This window comes from Lysinibacillus sp. RC79 (genome assembly GCF_041262405.1).
Taxonomy (GTDB): Bacteria; Bacillota; Bacilli; order Bacillales_A; family Planococcaceae; genus Lysinibacillus.
The window spans coordinates 179871-201739 of record NZ_JBGCCD010000008.1 but is presented as its reverse complement, the minus strand read 5'-3'; the positions used below and the strand labels follow the sequence as shown (position 1 = coordinate 201739).

The following is a 21869-nucleotide window of genomic DNA, read 5'->3' as shown; positions in this document are numbered from 1 at the left end:
ACTCTCCATAAAAAGAAATTCGATTAGCTCAAATTGTTTTGCTGGCATCATGTTTGATGTCCAAAATTTTGTTTCGTTCACCAACTCAAGGTTAGTTACTAAAAACTTTATTGATTACGTTTTGCTTGTTCAGTTTTCAAGGTTCATTACTTTATTTTAAGTGTCACCTCTTGGCGACTCACTTATAATATCAAGAATCTAAAACTATGTCAACACTTTCTCAAAAAAAATCAATAGTTTTTAAAAAATCTATTATTCTTCTTCTACTCACCATGTAAAGAGGGTTTTAGTTAGCCTTAATTAAATAATTTCAAAGGAATAATTTTCTCTATATCACTTGGTTTTTAAGATATCAATTTTCTCATAGTTAGCTCATTTTATTTAGACGTAGGAACCTTTGTTAATGCTTTGGTTTCGATACCTAAATATTTGTCGATTGAGATAAAAATGAAAAAGGCAGACGCCAATATTAATGGGTTGCCCTTTTACTATTATAAATTTGTTATTATACGTGAAATATAGAAGGTACGATTTTTACCTAAATCAAATATCTCCCCTGAATGGCTTAGTTTGATAAGTGGTCGAGTTGGTGCAAATTTATTTACAAACATTACTTCGCCTTGTTCCAGATTAGATAGTTCAACTATTGTTCCTAGAGGAAGGTCGACAACAATATCTATCAGTGCACGAACTACTTTAATATCAAACTTCCCAAATTCAGATTCATTAATCATCTCTATGACTTTAAAGGAAGATTGCTTAGCTCTATACACTCGCTCACAAGTCATTGCATGGAATACATCTGCAACCGCGATAATTTGAGCGAAAGTAGAAATATTAGCGATTTTTTCCCCTTTCGGATAGCCACTACCGTTTAAACGCTCATGGTGCTGGAAAATAGCCTCTTTCATTGTATCCTTTAAGATTGTTAAATCTTTGACCATATTATAGCTATAAATCGGATGCTTATAAATTTCATCAAACTCCTGCTCTGTTAAGGTTGTTTTTTTATCGCGGATACGCGGATGAACTTTTGCCATTCCACAATCAGCTAATAACCCTCCAATTGCAACTTGAATTGTAATTCCTTTGTCATAGCCTAATTTTTGTGCAATCACCGAAGAAATCAATGCTGTTGCTACACAATGATGGTACAAATAGTCTTTTTGATTTGAATACTCATTCAATTCAAAAATGATTGTACGATCTTCTAAAACCATTTCTAATAATGGCAAAATGATTTTACGTGCTTTCGCAATATCTACCTTTGCACCAGCTTCCCAATTTTTAAATTCTTTTTTGAACTGTTCAACAGAATTGTCATAAACCTTTTTGAAAGTTGGAACAGCATCTGTTGGAACAACTAAATCTGTTTCTTTTACCTCCGTTCGAGCCTCTATACCATCATTATAAACAGGGACTCTTGAAATATTAAAAGCAAAAAAAACTTGTAAATGCTCATGGGAAATTATTGTATTTTTAAAAATTATTGGATATTGTGTATTAGCAAAAATATCTTCTGAAATTACTTTACCAACGCGTAACTCTGAAATTGGGACATGTATAGTTTCCACGTAATTAACTCCTCTTCACTATTTCACTTGCTTAAACATAAGGTTAATTTCATTTTATCATGGAATTCAAAATAATTACTTATTTTTCATGATTTATGCTAAAAAAACCGATGAACGACATGAGCTGTCGTCATCGGTCTTTTTATTATTCTTCTACTTGATCATTTTCTTCGTTAGAGTCTTCGTTAAAGTCTTCGTTAGAGTCTTCTTCTTTTTCAACCTTTGCTACAGTTGCAACAAGCTCTTCATCGCCTAAACGAATTAAACGAACTCCCTGTGTACTACGGCCAATTAATGAGATATCATTCACATCCATACGGATTAGCATGCCGTTAATTGTAATAAGCATTAAATCTTCTGAACCATCAACAGTTTTTACAGCTACCATTGGACCATTTTTATCAGTGATTTGAATTGTTTTTAATCCTACACCACCACGGCTCTGTAAACGATATTCCTCTTCAGAAGTACGTTTACCGTAACCTTTTTCTGTAACAACTAAAATTTCCTGTCCTGGTTCAATGATTTCCATACCAACTACTTCGTCACCATCACGTAGTTTAATACCTCGTACACCACCTGCAGTACGGCCCATTGAACGAATATCATCCTCTTGGAAACGTACAAGCATACCATCACGAGTACCGATAATCACTTGTTTATCGCCATCTGTTAAACGAACAGAAATGAGATCATCATCTTCTCGTAAACTTATAGCTATTAAGCCGTTTGTTCGGATGTTAGCAAATTGAGATACTGGTGTACGCTTTGTAATACCTGTTTTAGTAGTGAAGATAAAGTACGCATCTTCATCAAATGAACCAACACGGATCATTGCTGTTACTTTCTCACCTTTATCAATATTGAGTAAGTTAACAATCGGTAAGCCTTTCGCTGTACGACCAAATTCCGGAATCTCATAACCTTTTGCTCTAAATACTTTTCCTTTTGAAGTGAAAAATAAAATTGTATCGTGTGTAGATGTATTCATAAGATGCTCTACAAAATCATCTTCATTTGTGCCCATACCTTGTACACCACGACCACCACGTTTTTGACTGCGATATGTATTCGCAGCTAAACGTTTGATATAACCATTGTGCGTTAAAGTTACGACCGAATTTTCGACTGGGATTAAATCCTCGTCTTCAATCATTTCTAAACCGCCAGAAGTAATTTCAGTACGTCGTTTATCGTTAAAGCGTTCTTTTAGTTCTACTATTTCAGTACGAATAATATCAACAATTTTAGTCTCATCCGCTAAAATCGCTTTTAATTCAGCAATTAATATTTGAAGCTCTTGATATTCTGCTTCAATTTTTTCACGCTCTAATCCACTTAAACGAACTAAACGCATATCTAAAATCGCCTGTGCTTGACGTTCAGATAAATTGAATCGTTCCATTAATTGTGGTTTCGCTTCATCACCACTTCGCGAACCACGGATAATAGCAATAATTTCGTCGATATGATCAAGAGCAATACGTAAGCCCTCTAAAATATGTGCTCGATCTTCTGCTTTCCTTAAGTCAAATTCCGTACGACGACGAATAATAACCTTTTGATGCTCTAAATAATGATGCAGCATTTCTTTTAAGCCCATTACTTTAGGTTGACCATTTACTAATGACAGCATATTAATACCGAAGCTCGACTGCATGGCTGTTTGTTTATATAAATTATTTAAAACTACATTAGCATTTGCATCTTTACGAACTTCAATGACTACTCGCATACCACGTCGGTCAGATTCATCACGTAGGTTTGTAATACCATCAATTTTTTTATCGCGTACAAGCTCTGCTATTTTTTCAATAAGCTTAGCTTTATTTACTTGGTATGGTAATTCATGAACAAGAATTGTTTCTTTACCATTTGATTTTTGTTCAATCTCTACCTTTGCGCGAATAATGATGGAGCCACGACCTGTTTCGTAAGCGCGGCGAATACCGCTACGACCTAAAATTAATCCACCAGTTGGGAAATCAGGTCCTGGGATGATTTCCATCAATTCTTCCGTTGTAATAGCAGGATTTTCAGAAAGTGCTATCACTGCATCTATCGTTTCACCAAGTTGATGTGGCGGAATATTTGTCGCCATACCTACCGCTATTCCTGCCGCTCCATTTACTAATAAGTTTGGATAGCGACTTGGAAGGACAACAGGTTCCTTTTCTGAACCATCATAGTTATCTGTATAGTCAATTGTGTCTTTATTGATATCACGAAGCATTTCCATTGCAATACGAGACATACGTGATTCTGTATAACGCATCGCTGCCGCTCCGTCACCATCGACAGATCCAAAGTTACCATGACCATCGACTAGCATGTAACGATAGCTGAAATCTTGCGCCATACGTACCATTGCATCATAGATGGATGAGTCACCATGTGGATGGTATTTACCCATTACGTCCCCAACTATACGTGCTGATTTTTTGTACGCTTTATCTGCTGTATTCCCTAGCTCTTGCATGCCATATAAAATACGGCGATGTACAGGTTTTAATCCATCTCGTACGTCTGGTAATGCACGAGAAACGATTACACTCATCGCATAATCAAGGAAGGATGTTTCAATTTCTTTTGTTATATTAATTCCTTTAACACCGGAGCGTTCTTGTTCTGACAAAGTGTAGACCTCCTCTCAAGAAAGATTAAATATCTAAATTAGCGTATACAGCATTTTCTTCGATAAATTGACGACGAGGTTCAACTTCATCGCCCATTAAACGCTCAAATGCTTGGTTTGCTTTAATTGCATCATCTAATTCTACTTGTAACAATGTGCGGTGCTCAGGATCCATTGTAGTTTCCCAAAGCTGCACTGCATTCATTTCCCCAAGACCTTTGTATCGTTGTACATTTGGTTTTGGCATTTTTGATAGTCGTTCTAAAATTTCTTTTAATGTTTCGTCATCATAGCAATACTCAACATGCTTACCTTGCTTAACTTGATAAAGAGGTGGCTGTGCAATATAAATATAACCTGCCTCTATGAGAGGTCGAAGGAAACGGAAGAAGAATGTTAATAGTAATGTGCGGATATGGGCACCATCAACATCGGCATCTGTCATAATAACGATTTTATGATAACGAGCCTTTTCTAAAGAAAACTCTTCACCAATACCTGTGCCAAATGCTGTAATCATGGCACGGATTTCTGCATTCGATAAAATTTTATCTAAGCGTGCTTTTTCAACGTTAAGGATTTTACCACGTAACGGTAAGATTGCTTGGAAGTGTCGGTCACGTCCAGATTTTGCTGAACCACCGGCAGAATCACCCTCAACGATATAAATTTCACATTCAGATGGATTTGTTGATGAACAGTCAGCTAATTTACCTGGTAAACTTGATACTTCAAGGGCATTTTTGCGACGTGTAAACTCACGTGCTTTTTTAGCAGCGACACGTGCACGAGCAGCCATTAAACCTTTTTCTACAACTTTACGAGCGACAGTTGGATTTTCTAACATAAATCGTTCAAAACCATCTGAGAATAAGGAGTTAGTAATTTGGCTAACTTCAGAGTTACCAAGCTTTGTTTTTGTTTGTCCTTCAAATTGTGGATCAGGATGCTTAACTGAAACAATAGCTGTTAACCCTTCACGAACATCCTCACCAGTAAGGTTTGCATCTGATTCTTTTAATAGTCCGTTTTTTCGAGCGTAATCATTAATAACACGTGTCAGAGCTGTTTTAAAACCAGACTCATGTGTACCGCCTTCATACGTATTAATGTTATTAGCAAATGAAAAAATATTTGAAGAGAATCCAGCATTATATTGCATAGCAATTTCAACTGAAATACCATCCTTTTCCCCAAGAACATCAATTGGTTCATGGATAGGCTCTTTAGATTGATTCAAATGCTCTACATAAGAACGGATACCACCTTCATAATGATACGTAGTAGAACGTTCCTCACCTTCGCGTTCATCAGCAATTGTAATCTTGATACCACGATTCAAATAAGCTAATTCACGAATTCGATGTGCTAAAATATCATATTCATAAACCGTAGTCTCTTTAAATATTTCAGGGTCTGCTTTAAAACGTGTAGTTGTTCCATTACGATCTGAATCACCAATAATCATTAGCTCTTGAACAGTTTTCCCACGTTCAAATATAATTTCATGAATATGACCCTCACGATGAACTTGAACAATCGTCTCAGCTGATAGAGCATTTACAACAGATGCCCCTACACCATGAAGACCACCAGATACTTTGTATCCTCCACCGCCAAACTTACCGCCAGCATGGAGCACTGTCATAATAACTTCAACAGCAGGCTTCCCCATTTTCTCTTGTATACTTACCGGAATACCACGACCATTGTCTTCTACACGAATCCAATTGTCTTTTTCTATCGTTACTTTTATATCTGTACAAAATCCTGCAAGTGCTTCATCAATACTATTATCAACAATTTCCCACACTAAATGGTGAAGACCTTTAGAGCTTGTTGAACCGATATACATCCCTGGTCTTTTACGTACCGCTTCTAAACCTTCTAATACCTGTATCTGATCGGCTTCATAAGCTTGATTTTGTAAACCTTCGTTCTCTATAGCCACGGCTTTCATCTACTCCTTCATAACATCATTGTGTGTAAATGAATGAACAGTCAACCGAGCTGACTATTACCATTCTTTTGTAATCTAAAAAACTCCCGGGCTAACTTTCTTCAATCGCTCCTTGTTTCACGTGAAACAGCTGTGCATGCTCCATCGTTTCATGATGAATTCCATCAACACTTGTAGTCGTAACAAAAGTTTGAACTTCACCTTGAATGGTATTTAATAAATGCGATTGGCGATAATCGTCGAGTTCCGACAATACATCATCTAAAAGTAGTATGGGTGTTTCATTTGTTTCTTGTTTAATTAATTCGATTTCAGCAAGTTTTAATGAAAGAGCGGTTGTACGTTGCTGGCCTTGTGAACCATATGTCTGAACATCATAGCCATTTACTAAAAACTGCAAATCGTCTCGGTGCGGACCAACTAGTGTTACACCTCGATCAAATTCACGTTCCTTAGCTTCTATTAGCTTTTTATGCAAGAAGCCTTCAATTTCACTAGAAGTAAGTTCTTTTTCAATACCAGCTACTGTGCGGTATTTAATAGCTAACGTTTCTTTTCCTTGTGAAATACCAGCGTGAATTGGCTCTGCCCACTCCTGCAATAAATCCATAAATTGAAATCTTTTTCGAATAATTTGGGTAGCTGCGTGAATATATTGTTCATTATAAACTTCGTACATCACGTCATCTGGCATTGTTTTACCTTGATTCATTTTTAAAAAATGGTTACGTTGCTTTAAAATTTTTTGAAAGGTTAATAAATCATGTAAATAGACAGGCGAAATTTGCCCAATCTCCATATCAATAAAACGTCGGCGTATTTGCGGACTTCCCTTTACAACGTTTAAATCTTCGGGTGCAAACATCACGACATTCATTTGGCCAATATAATGACTGAGTCGACTTTGTTCTATGTGATTTATCTTACCTTTTTTGCCTTTTTTCGTAATCGTAAGCTCAATCGGTAAAATACCATGCCGTTTTTGAACGGCCCCTTCTATTTTACCATAGTCTGAATCCCAACGTATTAATTCTTTATCGTTCGTCGTTCGATGGGATTTAGCCATCGCTAATACGTAAATAGATTCCATAACATTTGTTTTTCCTTGAGCATTTTCACCAATAAAAACATTAATTTTTGGAGAGAAGTTTAAAGCTAAGGCATCATAGTTACGGTAATTTGTAAGTTTTAACTGCTCTATATGCATAATTTACTGTCCAGTGGTTCCAACGATACGAAATCGACCACATCCAGGAATATTTACAATGTCACCGTCACGTAATTTACGACCGCGGCGATCATCTACTTCTCCATTTACATATACTTCATTTTCGTGTAAAAACCACTTCGCCATGCCACCAGAGCTAATGGCATCGGTCATTTTTAAAAGTTGCCCTAATGTGACAAACTCTACATCAATTTCAATGTCCTTCATAGTTGAGTTCCCCTCCAAATACAGACTGTCTATCTCTCTATCATACCTAAATATTCGCCATAAGTAAAAAAAGATAGCCGCAACTAGCGACTACCAAAAAGTTTTTCAAAGCATTTAGAGCTTGAAATTATGGAGTTTATTCTCTCCAACAAAAATTGACATCCGCCGGAGGCTTTAGGCCAACAGATGTTTTTGCGCGAAAGCGTAGTGCTAACGTAGCGACAGCAGCATGATGTTGGTCACTCAGTCGTGTGTTGCTGTCGCTGCGCTTTCGCACAGATAAATTGTCACAGGATATGGCGTTTTTAGACTGAGTTACTCTAGTTCAGCAGGTGTTTGGACACCCGCTGAAAAGTAACTTAAACCCGCATTCATCTCCCGCCTATAGAGGTGAGAGACTTCTGTACCTGTCGCTTTGCTTTCGCTACAGAAAATAATTGTAACTGCCGTTTCACTTACGTTACATAAAACATTTGCTGAAAGAAGTTAATTCTTAATAAGTACGTACAGGTAAAATCAACTGTAAAATAGCATCGTCATGAACTGAACGTAAAATAAATGGTCTCATTGCTCCTGTAAATTGAATGACAACATCTTGACCATCTATTGCTTTCAAAGCTTCCATCATGTATTTCGCACTGAAAGAAATTTTTAAGTTCTCCCCTTCTAATGATTCAACAGGAATTTCCTCTTGAACCTTACCGATTTCTGGAGAATTAGAAGAAACTTCGACAGCTTGATTATCTAAAATCTCAAAACGTACAACATTATTACGATCGCCACGAGCAACAAGAGATGCACGATCGATCGCTTGTAATAATGATTTACCGTTAATTGTTAGATTTGTTTGATACTCTTCTGGAATTAAACGTGATGTATCTGGGTAGTTACCTTCAAGTAAGCGAGAGAAGAATAACACTTCTCCAGTTTTAAATAACACTTGCTGGCTTGTCATAACAATTTGCACAAGATTTGTAGAATCCTCTAAAACTTTATTTAACTCATTTAAACTTTTACCAGGAATTACAACGCTATGTTCAACTTCAGGTAAATTTTCCAGTTGAACTTTACGTCTTGCCAAACGGTGGCTATCTGTTGCAACACAGATTAATGTTTCGTTTTTTATCTGCCAGTTTACACCTGTCAACACTGGTCTACTTTCTGAAGTGGCAACAGCGAATACTGTTTCACGGATAATCGACTTTAATAGATCAGCAGGAATAGTAAATTTTTGATCCTCTGTTAATTCGGGTAATAAAGGATATTCAGCAGCATCTGAGCCAATTAAATGGAATTCAGATTTACCTGAACGGATATGAGTTTGGAAACCAGTTGTTACTTGAATTTCAACCTCATTTGTTGGTAACTTACGTACAATTTCATTAAACATACGAGCTTGTACAACAATTGATCCTGTTTCTGTAATATGAATTATTTGTTGGCCATCTTCTTCAACTGGAATAAATGTTTGAATTGTAATATCAGCATCACTACCTGTTAAGCGAATACCCTCATCTGTTACATCAATTTTTATCCCCGTTAAAATTGGAATAGTTGTTTTTGAACTTACGGCTTTCATGACATCATTTAAACCCTCTAATAAACGGTCACGTAAAATATCAAATTTCATTCGTTTTCCCTCACATATTTATATTATTTATTTATATAAAATAAAGAAGATATAGTAATAGGTCCTGTGGATTTGTGGATAAGTGCTTTCAAGTGAATAAAATCAGTCTATCCACATGTAGATAGACTGTGTATAAGTTTGTGTTTAAATGTTTGTGTTGTCCACAGCATTATTTCCCTAGCATGCTTCGAATTTGTTTAATATCTTGCTGTAGCTGAACGTCATTTTTCAACAAAGAAGATATTTTTTCGTGCGCATGGATAACAGTAGTATGGTCACGTCCACCAAATTCTTCGCCAATTTTCGGCAGCGAGAAATCTGTTAATTCGCGAGATAAAAACATGGCGACTTGACGCGGGAAGGCAATTAACTTTGTACGTTTTTTCGCGACAAAATCCTCTAAACGAATGTTAAAATGCTCTCCTACTGCATTTTGAATGTCTAATATCGTGACAGTTCGTGGCTTTGAATTAGGAATAATATCCTTTAATGCTTCAGCAGCCAAAGTTGCATTAATATCCTTGTTAACAAGTGATGAGTAGGCAACGACGCGAATAAGCGCACCTTCAAGCTCCCGAATATTGGAGTCAATCTGGTTCGCAATATAGAGCATGACTTCATTTGGCACTTCTAGACCATCAGCCTTTGCTTTTTTTCGAAGAATGGCGATACGAGTTTCCAAATCAGGAGGTGCAATATCTGTAATTAGTCCCCATTCGAATCGAGAACGTAAACGATCTTCCAATGTCGGTATTTCCTTAGGAGGACGGTCACTGGAAATAACAATTTGTTTCGATTCTTCATGCAATGTATTAAAAGTATGGAAAAATTCTTCCTGAGTTGATTCTTTTCCAGCTAGAAATTGAATATCATCAATTAGCAGTACATCTACATTGCGATATTTATTGCGGAAATCAAGAGCCTTATTATCACGAATTGAGTTAATAAATTCATTTGTAAATTTTTCAGATGATAAATATACCACCTTTGCATTTGGGTTATGTTCCAGTACATAATGACCAATCGCATGCATTAAGTGTGTTTTGCCAAGTCCTACTCCCCCATAGATAAAAAATGGGTTATAAGCCTTCGCAGGCGCTTCTGCGACAGCTAGCGAGGCAGCATGTGCAAAGCGGTTACCAGAGCCAATAACAAACGTATCAAAAGTATACTTCGGGTTTAACATACCTGGTGAAATATCATGGTGTTCGTTATTTTTTGCTTGGATAATCGGCGCTGGTAAATCGAAATCGTCCGAATCCTGGTTTTTTTGAACAACAAACTTAATAAGCAAGTCTTCGCCTGTAAGCTCCGTTAATATACCTGTAATCAAATGAATATAATGATTTTCAAGCCAGTCTCGAGCAAACGAATTTGGCGCAGCAATTGTCACAGTAGAACCACTACCATTGTAGGAAAGTAGTTTTGTAGACTTTAGCCACGTTTCGAAGCTTGGTTTAGAAATTTTTTGTTCAACTTGAGCCAGGACATTATTCCATAGTTCTTCTAAATGTTCCAAGCTGCTAATCTCCTTTACAGTTCAATACAATTACAATAATAAAAGCGCATTTATAGAAACGGTAAATACGTTCATTTTTACAACTAGTCCACAAACTCACAAGTTGTGGATAAAAGTTAACCAAAGGCTGTGATAAAAATTATCCACAGCATATCAACAGTTGTGGATAAGATAAAAGTTAATTTCAGTTTTCAACAAAGTGAAGCACAGATATCGTATCAGAAAAACAAAGCTATTTCAATAGTTTGCGAAACTTATCCACACACCTTTCATTTATGCACTTCCAAGTTGTCCACAAGGTCTGCTTATGTGAAAAAGATGTAGATAAATGTTGTGGATAAAAAATAATGCAAAAAATACTATACACAGCTCTGTGTAAAAAAAACAAGTACTCTGTGGATAATTTATATTTGTTTCAGTAGAAGATGATCGTAGTAAAAGATAGACATAGATTCGCTTAAATATAGAAATTTATAAAATTCATTGACAAAATCACTAGTTACTTTATATAATATTCAGGTCTGTATGTTGAAAAATTCAACTCAATCAGGAGGTGTCTATATAAATGAAACGTACTTACCAACCAAAAAAACGTAAGCACAGCAAAGTTCACGGTTTCCGCGCACGTATGAGCACGAAAAACGGTCGCAAAGTTCTTGCTGCTCGCCGTCGTAAAGGAAGAAAAGTATTATCAGCATAAAATAAGTCCACTGAGACACATCAGTGGTCTTTTTTTTCTTTATTTTTGGTAAACCTAGAAATGAGGATCAAAGGATAATTATCGAGTAGCAGGTGAAAGAAATGAAAAAACGCCAACGAGTGAAAAAAAACGATGATTTTCAAAAGGTGTTTAAAAAGGGTAAATCTTTCGCTAATCGTCAGTTTGTCGTATATTTTTTAGAAAAAGAGGGACAAACAGAATTTCGTGTAGGATTATCGGTTAGTAAAAAGCTTGGGAATGCAGTAACACGCAACCAGATCAAACGCTATATTCGACAAAGTATTCATGAATTAAAGGATGAGTTAAAGTCGAATATGGACTATGTTATTATCGCCAGACAACCGGCGGCCACTATGGATTTTCATGAAGTAAAACAGGGTTTGCAGCATGTACTACGAATCGCAAAAGTATTAAAGAAGACGTAATATGAATGGCAACCAAAGTGGTGAATAGAAGCGTTTCTGCGCAAAAGTGAAATCGCTGAAAATACTCACCGGGGTATTTCTAAATGGATTTTCACTGCAATATATGAATTATTAGTAACATTACTTAGTAAATATGTGCACATTGTTAGAATATTTAGTAGAGTGAAACGATATATGCATGATAAAATAACTGATAACTTTATTCAGTTGCAGGAAACTGTAAATGTATAAAGAAGAGAACGCATATAGTTTTAGAAAAAGTGAATAGTATTTGTAGGGGGAAAAAGGTTGAAGAAACAACTTTGGGTAATTTTGTCGCTAGCATCAGTAGCATTGCTACTTTCTGGTTGTACAGAATTCAAAGAACCAATCTCCAAAGAAAGCACAGGCTTCTGGAATGAATTCATTGTTTGGCCTTTAGTGTCAGCGATAAAATACTTTGCTGATTTGCTCGGTTCATATGCATGGGGGATCATTGTTGTAACGATTATTATTCGTTTAGCCGTTCTTCCATTGATGATTAAACAAACAAAGAGCTCTAAAAAAATGCAAGAAATTCAGCCAAAATTGAAGGAATTGCAAAAGAAGTATGCTTCTAAGGATGCACAGACACAGCAACAGTATCAAAAAGAGATGATGCAGCTTATGAGTGAGTCTGGTGTCAATCCAATTGCTGGATGTTTACCTGTATTCATTCAAATGCCAATTTTAATTGGTTTCTACCATGCGATTAGTCGTATGAATGCTACACCTGCTTTTGATTTAGGAAATTTCTTTATTTTCCCATTAGCAGAAACAGCACCGGCACTAGCAATTACTGCTGGTATAATGCAATTTATCGTTTTACGTACGGGCCCAGCGATGGATAACCCTCAAATGAAAATAATGATGTACATTATGCCATTTATGATTATTGCTTTCGGTATGGCATTGCCAGCAGCATTATCATTATACTGGGTAGTCGGTAACATTATTTCGATTGCTCAAAACCTGTTTATTTACAAACCTTGGGAGAAAAATAAAACACAACCTGCTCAAAATGGAGGGGCTAAAAAGTGAAACAACTTACGCAAATAGGCGCAACAACACAAGAAGCGATCTCATTGGCGTTACAGAAACTTGGCAAAACCCGCGAACAAGTAGATGTTGAAGTTTTACAAGAAGGTAAAAAAGGATTTTTAGGTTTTGGGGCACGATCTGCAGAAGTTCGTGTAACAGTAAAGGAAGTACAGGTTCGATCAACAATTGAAGAAGAAATAGCTGAACAGCAAAATACGATTCAATTTGTCGAACCAACAGTAATAGATGATGTTGAAGCAATAAGTTCACAAGTTTCTGAACAACCAAGTGATATCGAAGCTGTTCAACAAGTCGTAGAGGAACAAAAAGAGGAAGAACAAACCTCGGTAAACCCAATTGAAGAAGCAAAGACTTATGTAGTAAATATTGCTGAACAATTGGATATTCATGATCTTGAAATTGAAACGACACGTGAAGGGAAATATGTATTATTTCAACTGAAGAGCGAGAAAGCTGCACTGCTAATAGGGAAACGTGGTCAAACATTAAATTCCTTGCAGCAATTAACACAACTTGTGTTAAATAAAAGTGCCAAACAGTTCTTAATGGTGAAATTAGACGTAGAAAACTATCGTGAACGTCGTCAAGTAGCTTTGGAGTTACTGGCAGATCGTATGGCAGATAAAGCACTTCGCTTAAATCAGCGTGTGACATTTGAGCCAATGCAGTCGTACGAAAGAAAAATTATTCATAATCAATTGGCAAATCGCCTTGATATTGAAACATATTCAGAAGGAACGGAGCCTAATCGTTATTTAGTCATTGAACCTGTAAAGTAACGACTAAACTTCGTAAAAAACATACAGGCAAAGCTAAAGTCATTTTATCGTCATGATAAAATGACTTTTTATGTTGTTGAAAAACTATTATGTCAGTGAAATTAAGGTGTTCTATTAAAGAAAGTATGGCTCTTCGGCAAAACGAGGGGTTGATTTCCGCTCCGACTGGGCGCTTTGTTGTTGCTGTCGCTACGCTTTCGCACAGAGCAAAGCTTCCTGGGGGGCGTCCGATGAGCCGCTTGGGCCAACACGATGTTGGTCACGAAGGCGTTATCACAGGACGTGATAACGCCTTCGTTCCCCTATCTGCTCGCTCCAGGGTCTCATCTGTGACGCTAATCCCCAAGGAGTCGCCCAGCCTGGAACGGAAATCACCCTCATTTAAAGCGCCACAACATTTACAAAGATTCCATCGACCATTTTGATTTTTTATCTGTTAAAGCAACTAACTATAAGATTTTTAATTGTGGACAACAGAGGGTATAGTTTTCGTTTAGGTTAAAGATTTAACTTTCTAGCGTTCGCAACTTTTGTCGAAATACGTGCTATAATGTAGAGCTTTCTTATTATCCACAATTGGAAATTATCCTTACTTTAGATTTTGCAGAAAATATGTTAGTCTAAGGTGTTAGTAAGTATTGGTCGGTTTTTATTTATCCACATGTGGATAACGTTAAGGAGGTCATTAAATGGAGTTCGATACAATTGCTGCGATATCCACACCGATGGGTGAAGGAGCTATTGCTATTGTTCGCTTAAGTGGGGACGAAGCAGTCGCAATTGCAGATAAAATATTCAGATCGCCTGGTGAGAAAAGTTTAACAACGAAGGCTTCACATACAATTCATTATGGACATTTGGTCGATCCAAAAACAAATGAGGTTGTAGAGGAAGTAATGCTGTCATTAATGCGCGGACCTAAAACATTCACCCGTGAGGATGTAATCGAAATTAACTGTCACGGGGGACTAGTTTCGGTGAACCGTGTATTAAAGCTAGCATTAACAAATGGAGCAAGACTTGCCGAGCCAGGTGAATTTACAAAACGCGCATTCTTAAATGGACGTATCGATTTATCACAGGCTGAAGCAGTCATGGATTTAATAAGAGCGAAAACTGATAGAGCGATGAATGTAGCGTTGGGACAAATGGATGGCAAATTATCGCGTTTAATAGGTGACTTACGCCAAGCATTACTAGAGACATTAGCGCAAGTAGAGGTTAATATAGATTATCCGGAGTATGATGATGTAGAAGAGATGACGGTACCGGTATTAGTAGAAAAATGTACATGGGTACGAAATGAAATTATTAAACTTTTGCAAACATCTTCTCAGGGGAAAATATTACGAGAGGGTCTATCAACTGTTATTTTAGGCCGCCCAAACGTTGGGAAATCTTCTCTTTTAAATAGTTTAGTACAGGAGAATAAGGCTATTGTGACAGATATAGCGGGTACAACTCGTGATATTATAGAAGAGTACGTGAATGTACGTGGTGTTCCGCTTCGTTTAGTCGATACAGCTGGTATTCGAGAGACAGAGGATATCGTCGAACGAATTGGTGTTGAACGTTCACGTGAGGCGTTGCGTGGCGCAGATTTAATTTTATTTGTTTTAAACTACGCAGAGGAATTGACTGCCGAGGATGAGCGTCTATTCGAAACAATTCAAGCGATGGATTACATCGTTATTGTCAATAAAACAGATCTACCGCAAAAAATTGATGTAGCTCGCGTCAAAGAGCTAGCAGGCAATCATCGCGTTGTGACAACTTCTCTTTTACAGGAAGAGGGTATCACAGAGCTAGAGGAAGCGATTGCCGCGTTGTTCTTTGAAGGGCAAATTGAAGCGGGCGATTTAACATATGTTTCAAATGCAAGACATATTGCTTTACTACATCAAGCACAAGCAACGGTCGAGGATGCATTAGCTGGAGCACAAGCTGGTGTACCTGTTGATATGGTGCAAATAGATGTCACAAGAACATGGGAAATACTTGGTGAAATTATCGGTGACACTGTACAAGAAAGCCTAATTAATCAGTTATTTTCACAGTTCTGCTTAGGGAAATAATTTTACTAAAGAAAGGAAGATACGAGCTATGCCAACAAAATATGAGGCAGGCACGTTTGATGTTATCGTAATTGGCGCAGGTCACGCAGGTTCTGAAGCTGCACACGCTGCTGCCAAAATGGGTGCTAACACACTGATGTTAACAATCAATGTAGATATGATTGCATTTATGCCATGCAATCCATCCATTGGTGGTCCTGCCAAAGGAATCGTAGTACGAGAAATTGACGCATTAGGTGGCGTCATGGGGAAAGTTATTGATAAAACGCATATTCAAATGCGTATGTTAAATACAGGAAAAGGTCCTGCTGTGCGTGCATTACGTGCACAAGCGGACAAAGTTTTATACCAACAAGAAATGAAACGTACGTTGGAGGAAACTGAAAACTTAACAATTCACCAAGGAATGGTGGAAGAGCTAATAATTGAAGACGGGGAAGTAACAGGTGTTATTACACAAATCGGTGCTATTTACCGCGCTAAAACAGTTGTAGTCACAACAGGTACATTCCTTCGTGGTGAAATCATTATTGGAGACGTAAAATATTCAAGTGGTCCTAATAACCAACAACCGTCCATTCGTTTAGCAGATAACTTAAAAGAGCTTGGCTTTGACCTTGTGCGTTTTAAAACAGGTACACCACCACGAGTGAATAGCCGTACCATTGATTATGATAAAACAGAAATTCAACCTGGAGATGATGTTCCACGTGCATTCAGTTTTGAAACAACTGAATTCATCATGGATCAGCTACCTTGCTGGTTAACTTATACAAGCCTAGAAACACATGAAATTATCGAGGCAAACCTACATCTTTCACCGATGTACTCAGGGATGATTAAAGGTACGGGCCCACGTTATTGCCCTTCTATTGAAGACAAAGTTGTGCGATTTAACGATAAACCGCGCCACCAAATCTTCTTAGAGCCAGAAGGTCGCAATACACGTGAAGTATATGTACAAGGTTTATCAACTAGCTTACCAGAACATGTACAAACACGTTTACTAAAATCAATTCCAGGCTTAGAAAAAGCAGAAATGATGCGTGCTGGTTATGCTATTGAGTACGATGCAATCGTGCCAACACAATTGTGGCCAACTTTAGAAACAAAACGTATTAAAGGCTTGTATACTGCTGGTCAAATCAACGGAACATCAGGTTACGAGGAAGCAGCAGCTCAAGGCTTAATGGCGGGGATGAACGCTGCTGCTAATGTGCTTGATAAAGCAGAATTAATCTTAAGTCGTTCAGATGCTTATATTGGCGTTTTAATTGATGATCTAGTGACAAAAGGAACAAATGAACCGTATCGCTTACTAACATCTCGTGCAGAATATCGTTTACTACTTCGTCATGATAACGCAGATTTACGTTTGGTAGAGCTAGGTTATAATATGGGAATGCTTACTGAGGAAAGATATGCAACATTCAATGAGAAAAAAGAGCTGATTGAAAACGAAATTGCACGTCTTCGTGAAGTTATTATTAAACCAAATGAAGCAACACAAGCTGCTATTCGCTCTGTAGGTGGTAGTGAGCTAAAAGACGGTATTCGTGGAGCGGATTTATTAAAACGTCCAGAAATGCATTATGAATTAATTTCTTCGTTAATTCCAGCAGACATAGAGCTTTCGGATGAAGTGAAGGAACAAATTGAAATTCAGCTTAAATATGAAGGTTATATTGAAAAAGCATTACAACAAGTTGAAAAGCTTCATAAAATGGAGAATAAAAAAATCCCTGAAAATATTGATTATGACGCTATTTCAGGTCTAGCAACAGAAGCTCGACAAAAATTAAAACAAGTTACACCACTTTCCATTGCTCAAGCATCGCGAATCTCTGGTGTAAACCCAGCAGATATTTCAATATTACTTGTTTATATTGAGCAAGGTAAAATCGCACGCGTCAGCGGTGAATAATTAACAACAGTAAAGTGAATAAGAGGCGGGCATACCTTTGTGCCCGCTTCCTATTTTTAAGGCTATGCTATCTTTACATAGTTGATGAGTACATGCTTACAAATCAATAATAGGGATAGTCAAGCCAGTTAGAAAAAGGAGACTTTACATGAACGAACAACAATTTATCGAGGCTCTAAAGAAGAAGGGCATTGAACTTTCTGAAAAGCAGTTGGCTCAATTCAAAAAATACTTTGAGTTACTTGTTGAGTGGAATGAAAAGATGAACTTAACTGCTATTACTGATATAGAAGGTGTTTATTTAAAGCACTTTTATGATTCGATTAGTGCCTCTTTCTATTTTGATTTTTCAAAAGTGACGACAGTTTGTGATGTTGGAGCAGGTGCTGGTTTCCCAAGTATTCCAATTAAAATCTGCTTCCCACATTTACATGTAACAATTGTCGATTCTTTAAATAAAAGAATTACATTTTTAAATCATTTAAGTGATGAGTTACAATTAGAGAATATGCATTTTGTACATGCCCGTGCAGAGGAATTTGCTCAAAATGCGAAATATCGTGAACAGTTTGATGTTGTAACAGCTCGTGCGGTAGCCCGATTATCGGTCTTATCGGAGTTATGTGTCCCACTAGCAAAGCAAGGTGGCTATTTTGTTGCTTTAAAAGCAGCAGCTGGTGCGGAAGAGTTAAAAGATGCAAAAAAAGCATTGGCTACATTAGGGGTTGCACTAAAAGAAGAATTTTCTTTCCAGCTACCTGTTGAAGAAAGTGACCGTATTTTATATATCTTTGATAAAATAAAAGGAACACCAAAAAAATATCCGCGTAAACCAGGTGTACCAAATAAAACACCGATTCAATAATTAGTGTTTCATGTGAAACTTCTCAAAGTAGAAAATATTTTTTCTATTTTGAGCATACATACTAGTTATGGGTGGTTCACGCAAATGACATCTATGAACTATATACATTTTAAGAAATATAATAAATAATAATAGAATAAAACAGAGCAAGATAGTTACTTAAAGGTGGTGCCACTTGGATGAAAAGTCCTTTTTCACGTTTTTTTGGAGGCGGGAATAAAACTGAGCCTATTGTGAAAAATGAAGTAGAACAAGCAGAGGCGGTTCATGCAGCAGAAGAGGTTATAAAGCTGCCTATTGATCAAATTGTGCCTAACCGTTTTCAGCCACGTACTATTTTTGATGATGAAAAAATTGAAGAATTATCAAGAACCATTCATACGCATGGTGTGATTCAGCCAATCGTTGTACGTAAAACAGCAGAAAATCAATATGAAATCATTGCTGGTGAGCGTCGTTATCGAGCAATGAAAAAGCTACAATGGACAGAAGTTCCGGCAATTATAAGAAATTTAACTGATAAGGAAACAGCCTCTATCGCGTTAATTGAGAACCTACAGCGTGAGGAATTAACATCAATTGAAGAAGCTGTTGCCTATCAAAAATTATTAGAGCTTCATGAGCTGACACAAGAAGCTTTAGCCCAACGACTTGGAAAAGGACAATCCACGGTAGCTAATAAATTACGTTTATTAAAGCTGCCTGAAGAAGTGCAGCAAGCTATTTTGAAGCGTGAAATCTCTGAACGACATGCACGAGCATTAATTGCAATTAAAGATCAGCCATTACAGCTAGAAGTTTTACAACAAACGATTGAAAATGATTGGAACGTTCGTCAGTTAGAAGAGCAGATTTATTCTTTATTACATCCAGAGGCAGAAGTTCAAGAAGAAGCGGAACCGAAGAAAGTAAAGCCGAAACGTAAGGCCATTAGTAAAGACGTACGTATTGCTTTAAATACGATTAAACAATCGTTATCTATGGTAACAAAGAGCGGTATAACAGTTAAGACTGAAGAAGAAGATACAGAGGAATATTATCAAATTACAGTGAAAATACCTAAAAAGAAAAGTCTTAAGTCGTGATCGGAATTATATTAGAAAAATAAAAAAATGACTTTTATATCTCTGTACAAAGGAGGCATCTCAGTAATATTTCTGAGATGTCTCCTTTTTTGTATATATTCTTAATATTTTATACAACTATTTTCTGTTTTTTTGATAGAATGAAAGTAAGATAGAGGTATTTAACTTCTTTCAGCAAGTGTTTTTTGTACCGAAAGCGTAGCGACAGGTACAGAAGTCTCTCACCTCTATAAGTGGTAATATGAATGCGGGTTTAAGTTACTTTTCAGCGGGTGTCCAAACATCCGCTGAAAGAAGTTAAAGCCTCCGGCGGATGTCACGGATTCGGAAAGGAGTGCTTAGAGGATGTTAGCCTAAAATCATCGCATCCATGCGATAACGGCTAACTGACCTGCATCGTGCAGGCCTAAGCACAAAGCCGAATCCGGACACAATTATGCCGAGGCATAATTGATCAGTGATTTTACAAATGATTTATCAAAGTGAACCTTTGATAGATGAAAGCAGGTGCTTTTAAATGGGTAGAATTATAGCAATCGCCAATCAAAAGGGTGGCGTAGGGAAAACAACGACATCGGTCAATTTGAGCGCTTGTCTAGCATATCTAGGGAAGAAAGTGCTCTTAATCGATACTGATCCACAAGGAAATACAACGAGTGGGCTTGGCGTTAATAAGGGAGAACTTCAAGGTTGTATTTATGATGTATTAATTGATGATGAAAACGTTAAAAATGTCATTCAACAAACAAATGTAGAAAACTTAGCAATCGTTCCCGCAACCATTTCACTAGCAGGAGCAGAAATTGAATTAGTTTCGACAATTTCCAGAGAAGTACGTTTAAAGCATGCACTTCAAGATGTAAAAGAAGACTATGATTATATTATTATTGATTGCCCGCCTTCGTTAGGGCTACTAACAATTAATGCTTTAACTGCTTCAGATGCGCTCATTATTCCTGTACAATGCGAATATTATGCATTAGAGGGGTTAAGTCAGTTATTATCAACTGTCCGTTTAGTGCAAAAACATTTAAATCAGCAATTATACATTGACGGTGTATTGCTGACGATGCTTGATGCACGAACAAACCTAGGCTTACAAGTTATTGATGAAGTAAAAAAATATTTCCAAGATAAAGTATACAAAACAATTATTCCTCGTAATGTGCGATTAAGTGAGGCTCCAAGTCATGGGCAGCCAATTATCATTTATGACGCAAAATCAAGAGGTGCAGAAGTGTATTTAGAGATGGCGAGGGAAGTGATTAAAAATGGCTAGAGGTTTAGGAAGAGGCATAGGTGCATTATTTCCTGGAGAGTCTATAGAACAAAGTGGGCAAGTGGAAGAAATACAATTAGAGCTTATCGTCGCAAACCCATTTCAGCCTCGTAAAATTTTCGATGAAGAAACTTTACAAGAATTAGCTGACTCTATACAGGAACATGGTATTTTACAGCCAATTGCTGTACGTAAAAAAGGACGCAAATATGAAATCGTTGCTGGAGAACGCCGTTATAGAGCAACTCAATTAGCAGGGTTAGAGGTTATTCCAGCTATTATAAAAGAGCTATCAGATGCGCAAATGATGGAACTAGCTATTTTAGAAAATCTACAGCGTGAAGATTTGACAGTTATTGAAGAGGCTGAGGCATATCAAAGCTTAATGGAAAACTTACATTTAACACAGGAGGAGCTTTCCAAAAGATTAGGGAAAAGTAGACCGCATATTGCTAATCATGTTCGTTTACTTGCATTACCAGAGGATGTTCGTGAGTGTATGAATGATGGAACACTATCGATGGGACAAGGACGAGCGTTACTTGGATTGAAAAATAAAAGAAGAATATCAGAAGTGGCAAATAAGGTCATTAAACAAGGATTAAATGTACGGCAAGTTGAAATGTTAGTACACAATTTGAATGAAGAAGTTTCACGTGAAACAACTCAACCAAAGAAAAAGGATATATTTGTGGCAGCTAAGGAAACACAGTTACGTGATTACTTTGGAACAAATGTACAAATTAGGAAAGCTAATAATAAAGGGAAAATTGAAATTGAATTTTATTCTGAAGATGATTTAGAACGCATTTTAGAAATATTAAATTTACAGGAAGAATAAGAGAAATATCGATATCGTAATCAGAGCGCCGAACTACAAGGC

At 37.0% G+C, this 21869-nt stretch carries 17 protein-coding genes; 10 read left to right on the top strand and 7 right to left on the bottom strand.

Annotated elements, in window-relative coordinates; all coding sequences use genetic code 11:
• Positions 1–491: 491 nt before the first annotated feature.
• The 7 genes from ABH968_RS10725 to dnaA all read right to left on the bottom strand — a co-directional run bounded on the left by ABH968_RS10725 (position 492) and on the right by dnaA (position 10753).
• The gene (locus tag ABH968_RS10725) at positions 492–1574 is read right to left on the bottom strand and encodes an HD-GYP domain-containing protein (protein ID WP_370044009.1); all 1083 of its coding nucleotides are present in this window, start codon (positions 1572–1574) and stop codon (positions 492–494) included.
• Between the two features lie 145 nt (positions 1575–1719).
• Complete coding sequence (gene gyrA, locus ABH968_RS10720; protein ID WP_370044008.1) at positions 1720–4209, bottom strand: DNA gyrase subunit A; 2490 nt, start codon at positions 4207–4209, stop codon at positions 1720–1722.
• 25 nt (positions 4210–4234) lie between these two features.
• Complete coding sequence (gene gyrB / locus ABH968_RS10715) at positions 4235–6169, bottom strand: DNA topoisomerase (ATP-hydrolyzing) subunit B (protein ID WP_370044007.1); 1935 nt, start codon at positions 6167–6169, stop codon at positions 4235–4237.
• 91 nt (positions 6170–6260) lie between these two features.
• Complete coding sequence (gene recF / locus ABH968_RS10710) at positions 6261–7376, bottom strand: DNA replication/repair protein RecF (protein ID WP_370044006.1); 1116 nt, start codon at positions 7374–7376, stop codon at positions 6261–6263.
• Positions 7377–7379: 3 nt separating this feature from the next.
• A complete protein-coding gene (yaaA, locus tag ABH968_RS10705) occupies positions 7380–7604 on the bottom strand; it encodes a S4 domain-containing protein YaaA (protein ID WP_370044005.1) in 225 nt (74 codons plus the stop codon).
• A gap of 493 nt (positions 7605–8097) precedes the next feature.
• The gene (gene dnaN / locus ABH968_RS10700) at positions 8098–9234 is read right to left on the bottom strand and encodes a DNA polymerase III subunit beta (RefSeq protein ID WP_370044004.1); all 1137 of its coding nucleotides are present in this window, start codon (positions 9232–9234) and stop codon (positions 8098–8100) included.
• Between the two features lie 169 nt (positions 9235–9403).
• A complete protein-coding gene (gene dnaA / locus ABH968_RS10695; protein ID WP_053482948.1) occupies positions 9404–10753 on the bottom strand; it encodes a chromosomal replication initiator protein DnaA in 1350 nt (449 codons plus the stop codon).
• Positions 10754–11318: 565 nt separating this feature from the next.
• Here dnaA and rpmH point away from each other — a divergent pair.
• The 10 genes from rpmH (at position 11319) to ABH968_RS10645 (ending at position 21827) form a co-directional block, all read left to right on the top strand.
• Positions 11319–11453 carry a 50S ribosomal protein L34 gene (gene rpmH, locus ABH968_RS10690; protein ID WP_004233310.1) on the top strand — a complete coding sequence of 45 codons (135 nt, stop codon included), beginning with the start codon at positions 11319–11321 and terminating at the stop codon, positions 11451–11453.
• Between the two features lie 101 nt (positions 11454–11554).
• Entirely contained in the window at positions 11555–11899 is a 345-nt protein-coding gene (rnpA, locus tag ABH968_RS10685) for a ribonuclease P protein component (RefSeq protein WP_053482947.1), read from the top strand.
• Between the two features lie 288 nt (positions 11900–12187).
• Entirely contained in the window at positions 12188–12958 is a 771-nt protein-coding gene (gene yidC / locus ABH968_RS10680; RefSeq protein WP_370044003.1) for a membrane protein insertase YidC, read from the top strand.
• A complete protein-coding gene (gene jag, locus ABH968_RS10675; protein WP_370044002.1) occupies positions 12955–13758 on the top strand; it encodes an RNA-binding cell elongation regulator Jag/EloR in 804 nt (267 codons plus the stop codon). The genes yidC and jag overlap by 4 nt, the downstream gene beginning before the upstream one ends.
• A 689-nt stretch (positions 13759–14447) precedes the next feature.
• Positions 14448–15833, top strand: a complete 1386-nt coding sequence (mnmE, locus tag ABH968_RS10670) for a tRNA uridine-5-carboxymethylaminomethyl(34) synthesis GTPase MnmE (RefSeq protein WP_370044001.1) — start codon at positions 14448–14450, stop codon at positions 15831–15833.
• Between the two features lie 28 nt (positions 15834–15861).
• Positions 15862–17757 (top strand): tRNA uridine-5-carboxymethylaminomethyl(34) synthesis enzyme MnmG, encoded by a 1896-nt coding sequence (mnmG, locus tag ABH968_RS10665; protein ID WP_370044000.1) that lies wholly within the window; start codon positions 15862–15864, stop codon positions 17755–17757.
• Positions 17758–17905: 148 nt separating this feature from the next.
• A complete protein-coding gene (gene rsmG, locus ABH968_RS10660) occupies positions 17906–18622 on the top strand; it encodes a 16S rRNA (guanine(527)-N(7))-methyltransferase RsmG (RefSeq protein ID WP_370043999.1) in 717 nt (238 codons plus the stop codon).
• Between the two features lie 179 nt (positions 18623–18801).
• Entirely contained in the window at positions 18802–19707 is a 906-nt protein-coding gene (noc, locus tag ABH968_RS10655) for a nucleoid occlusion protein (protein WP_370043998.1), read from the top strand.
• 517 nt (positions 19708–20224) lie between these two features.
• Positions 20225–20986 (top strand): ParA family protein, encoded by a 762-nt coding sequence (locus ABH968_RS10650; RefSeq protein ID WP_370043997.1) that lies wholly within the window; start codon positions 20225–20227, stop codon positions 20984–20986.
• Positions 20979–21827, top strand: a complete 849-nt coding sequence (locus ABH968_RS10645) for a ParB/RepB/Spo0J family partition protein (protein ID WP_370043996.1) — start codon at positions 20979–20981, stop codon at positions 21825–21827. The genes ABH968_RS10650 and ABH968_RS10645 overlap by 8 nt, the downstream gene beginning before the upstream one ends.
• Positions 21828–21869: the final 42 nt, after the last annotated feature.

Bases quoted from the DNA above. Each gene is read 5' to 3' on its own strand.
- recF (WP_370044006.1), bottom strand. From the start codon at position 7,376: ATGCATATAGAGCAGTTAAAACTTACAAATTACCGTAACTATGATGCC.
- mnmG (WP_370044000.1), top strand. From the start codon at position 15,862: ATGCCAACAAAATATGAGGCAGGCACGTTTGATGTTATCGTAATTGGC.
- ABH968_RS10650 (WP_370043997.1), top strand. From the start codon at position 20,225: ATGGGTAGAATTATAGCAATCGCCAATCAAAAGGGTGGCGTAGGGAAA.
- dnaN (WP_370044004.1), bottom strand. From the start codon at position 9,234: ATGAAATTTGATATTTTACGTGACCGTTTATTAGAGGGTTTAAATGAT.
- mnmE (WP_370044001.1), top strand. From the start codon at position 14,448: ATGGAGTTCGATACAATTGCTGCGATATCCACACCGATGGGTGAAGGA.
- noc (WP_370043998.1), top strand. From the start codon at position 18,802: ATGAAAAGTCCTTTTTCACGTTTTTTTGGAGGCGGGAATAAAACTGAG.
- rnpA (WP_053482947.1), top strand. From the start codon at position 11,555: ATGAAAAAACGCCAACGAGTGAAAAAAAACGATGATTTTCAAAAGGTG.
- ABH968_RS10645 (WP_370043996.1), top strand. From the start codon at position 20,979: ATGGCTAGAGGTTTAGGAAGAGGCATAGGTGCATTATTTCCTGGAGAG.
- rpmH (WP_004233310.1), top strand. From the start codon at position 11,319: ATGAAACGTACTTACCAACCAAAAAAACGTAAGCACAGCAAAGTTCAC.
- gyrB (WP_370044007.1), bottom strand. From the start codon at position 6,169: ATGAAAGCCGTGGCTATAGAGAACGAAGGTTTACAAAATCAAGCTTAT.
- yaaA (WP_370044005.1), bottom strand. From the start codon at position 7,604: ATGAAGGACATTGAAATTGATGTAGAGTTTGTCACATTAGGGCAACTT.
- rsmG (WP_370043999.1), top strand. From the start codon at position 17,906: ATGAACGAACAACAATTTATCGAGGCTCTAAAGAAGAAGGGCATTGAA.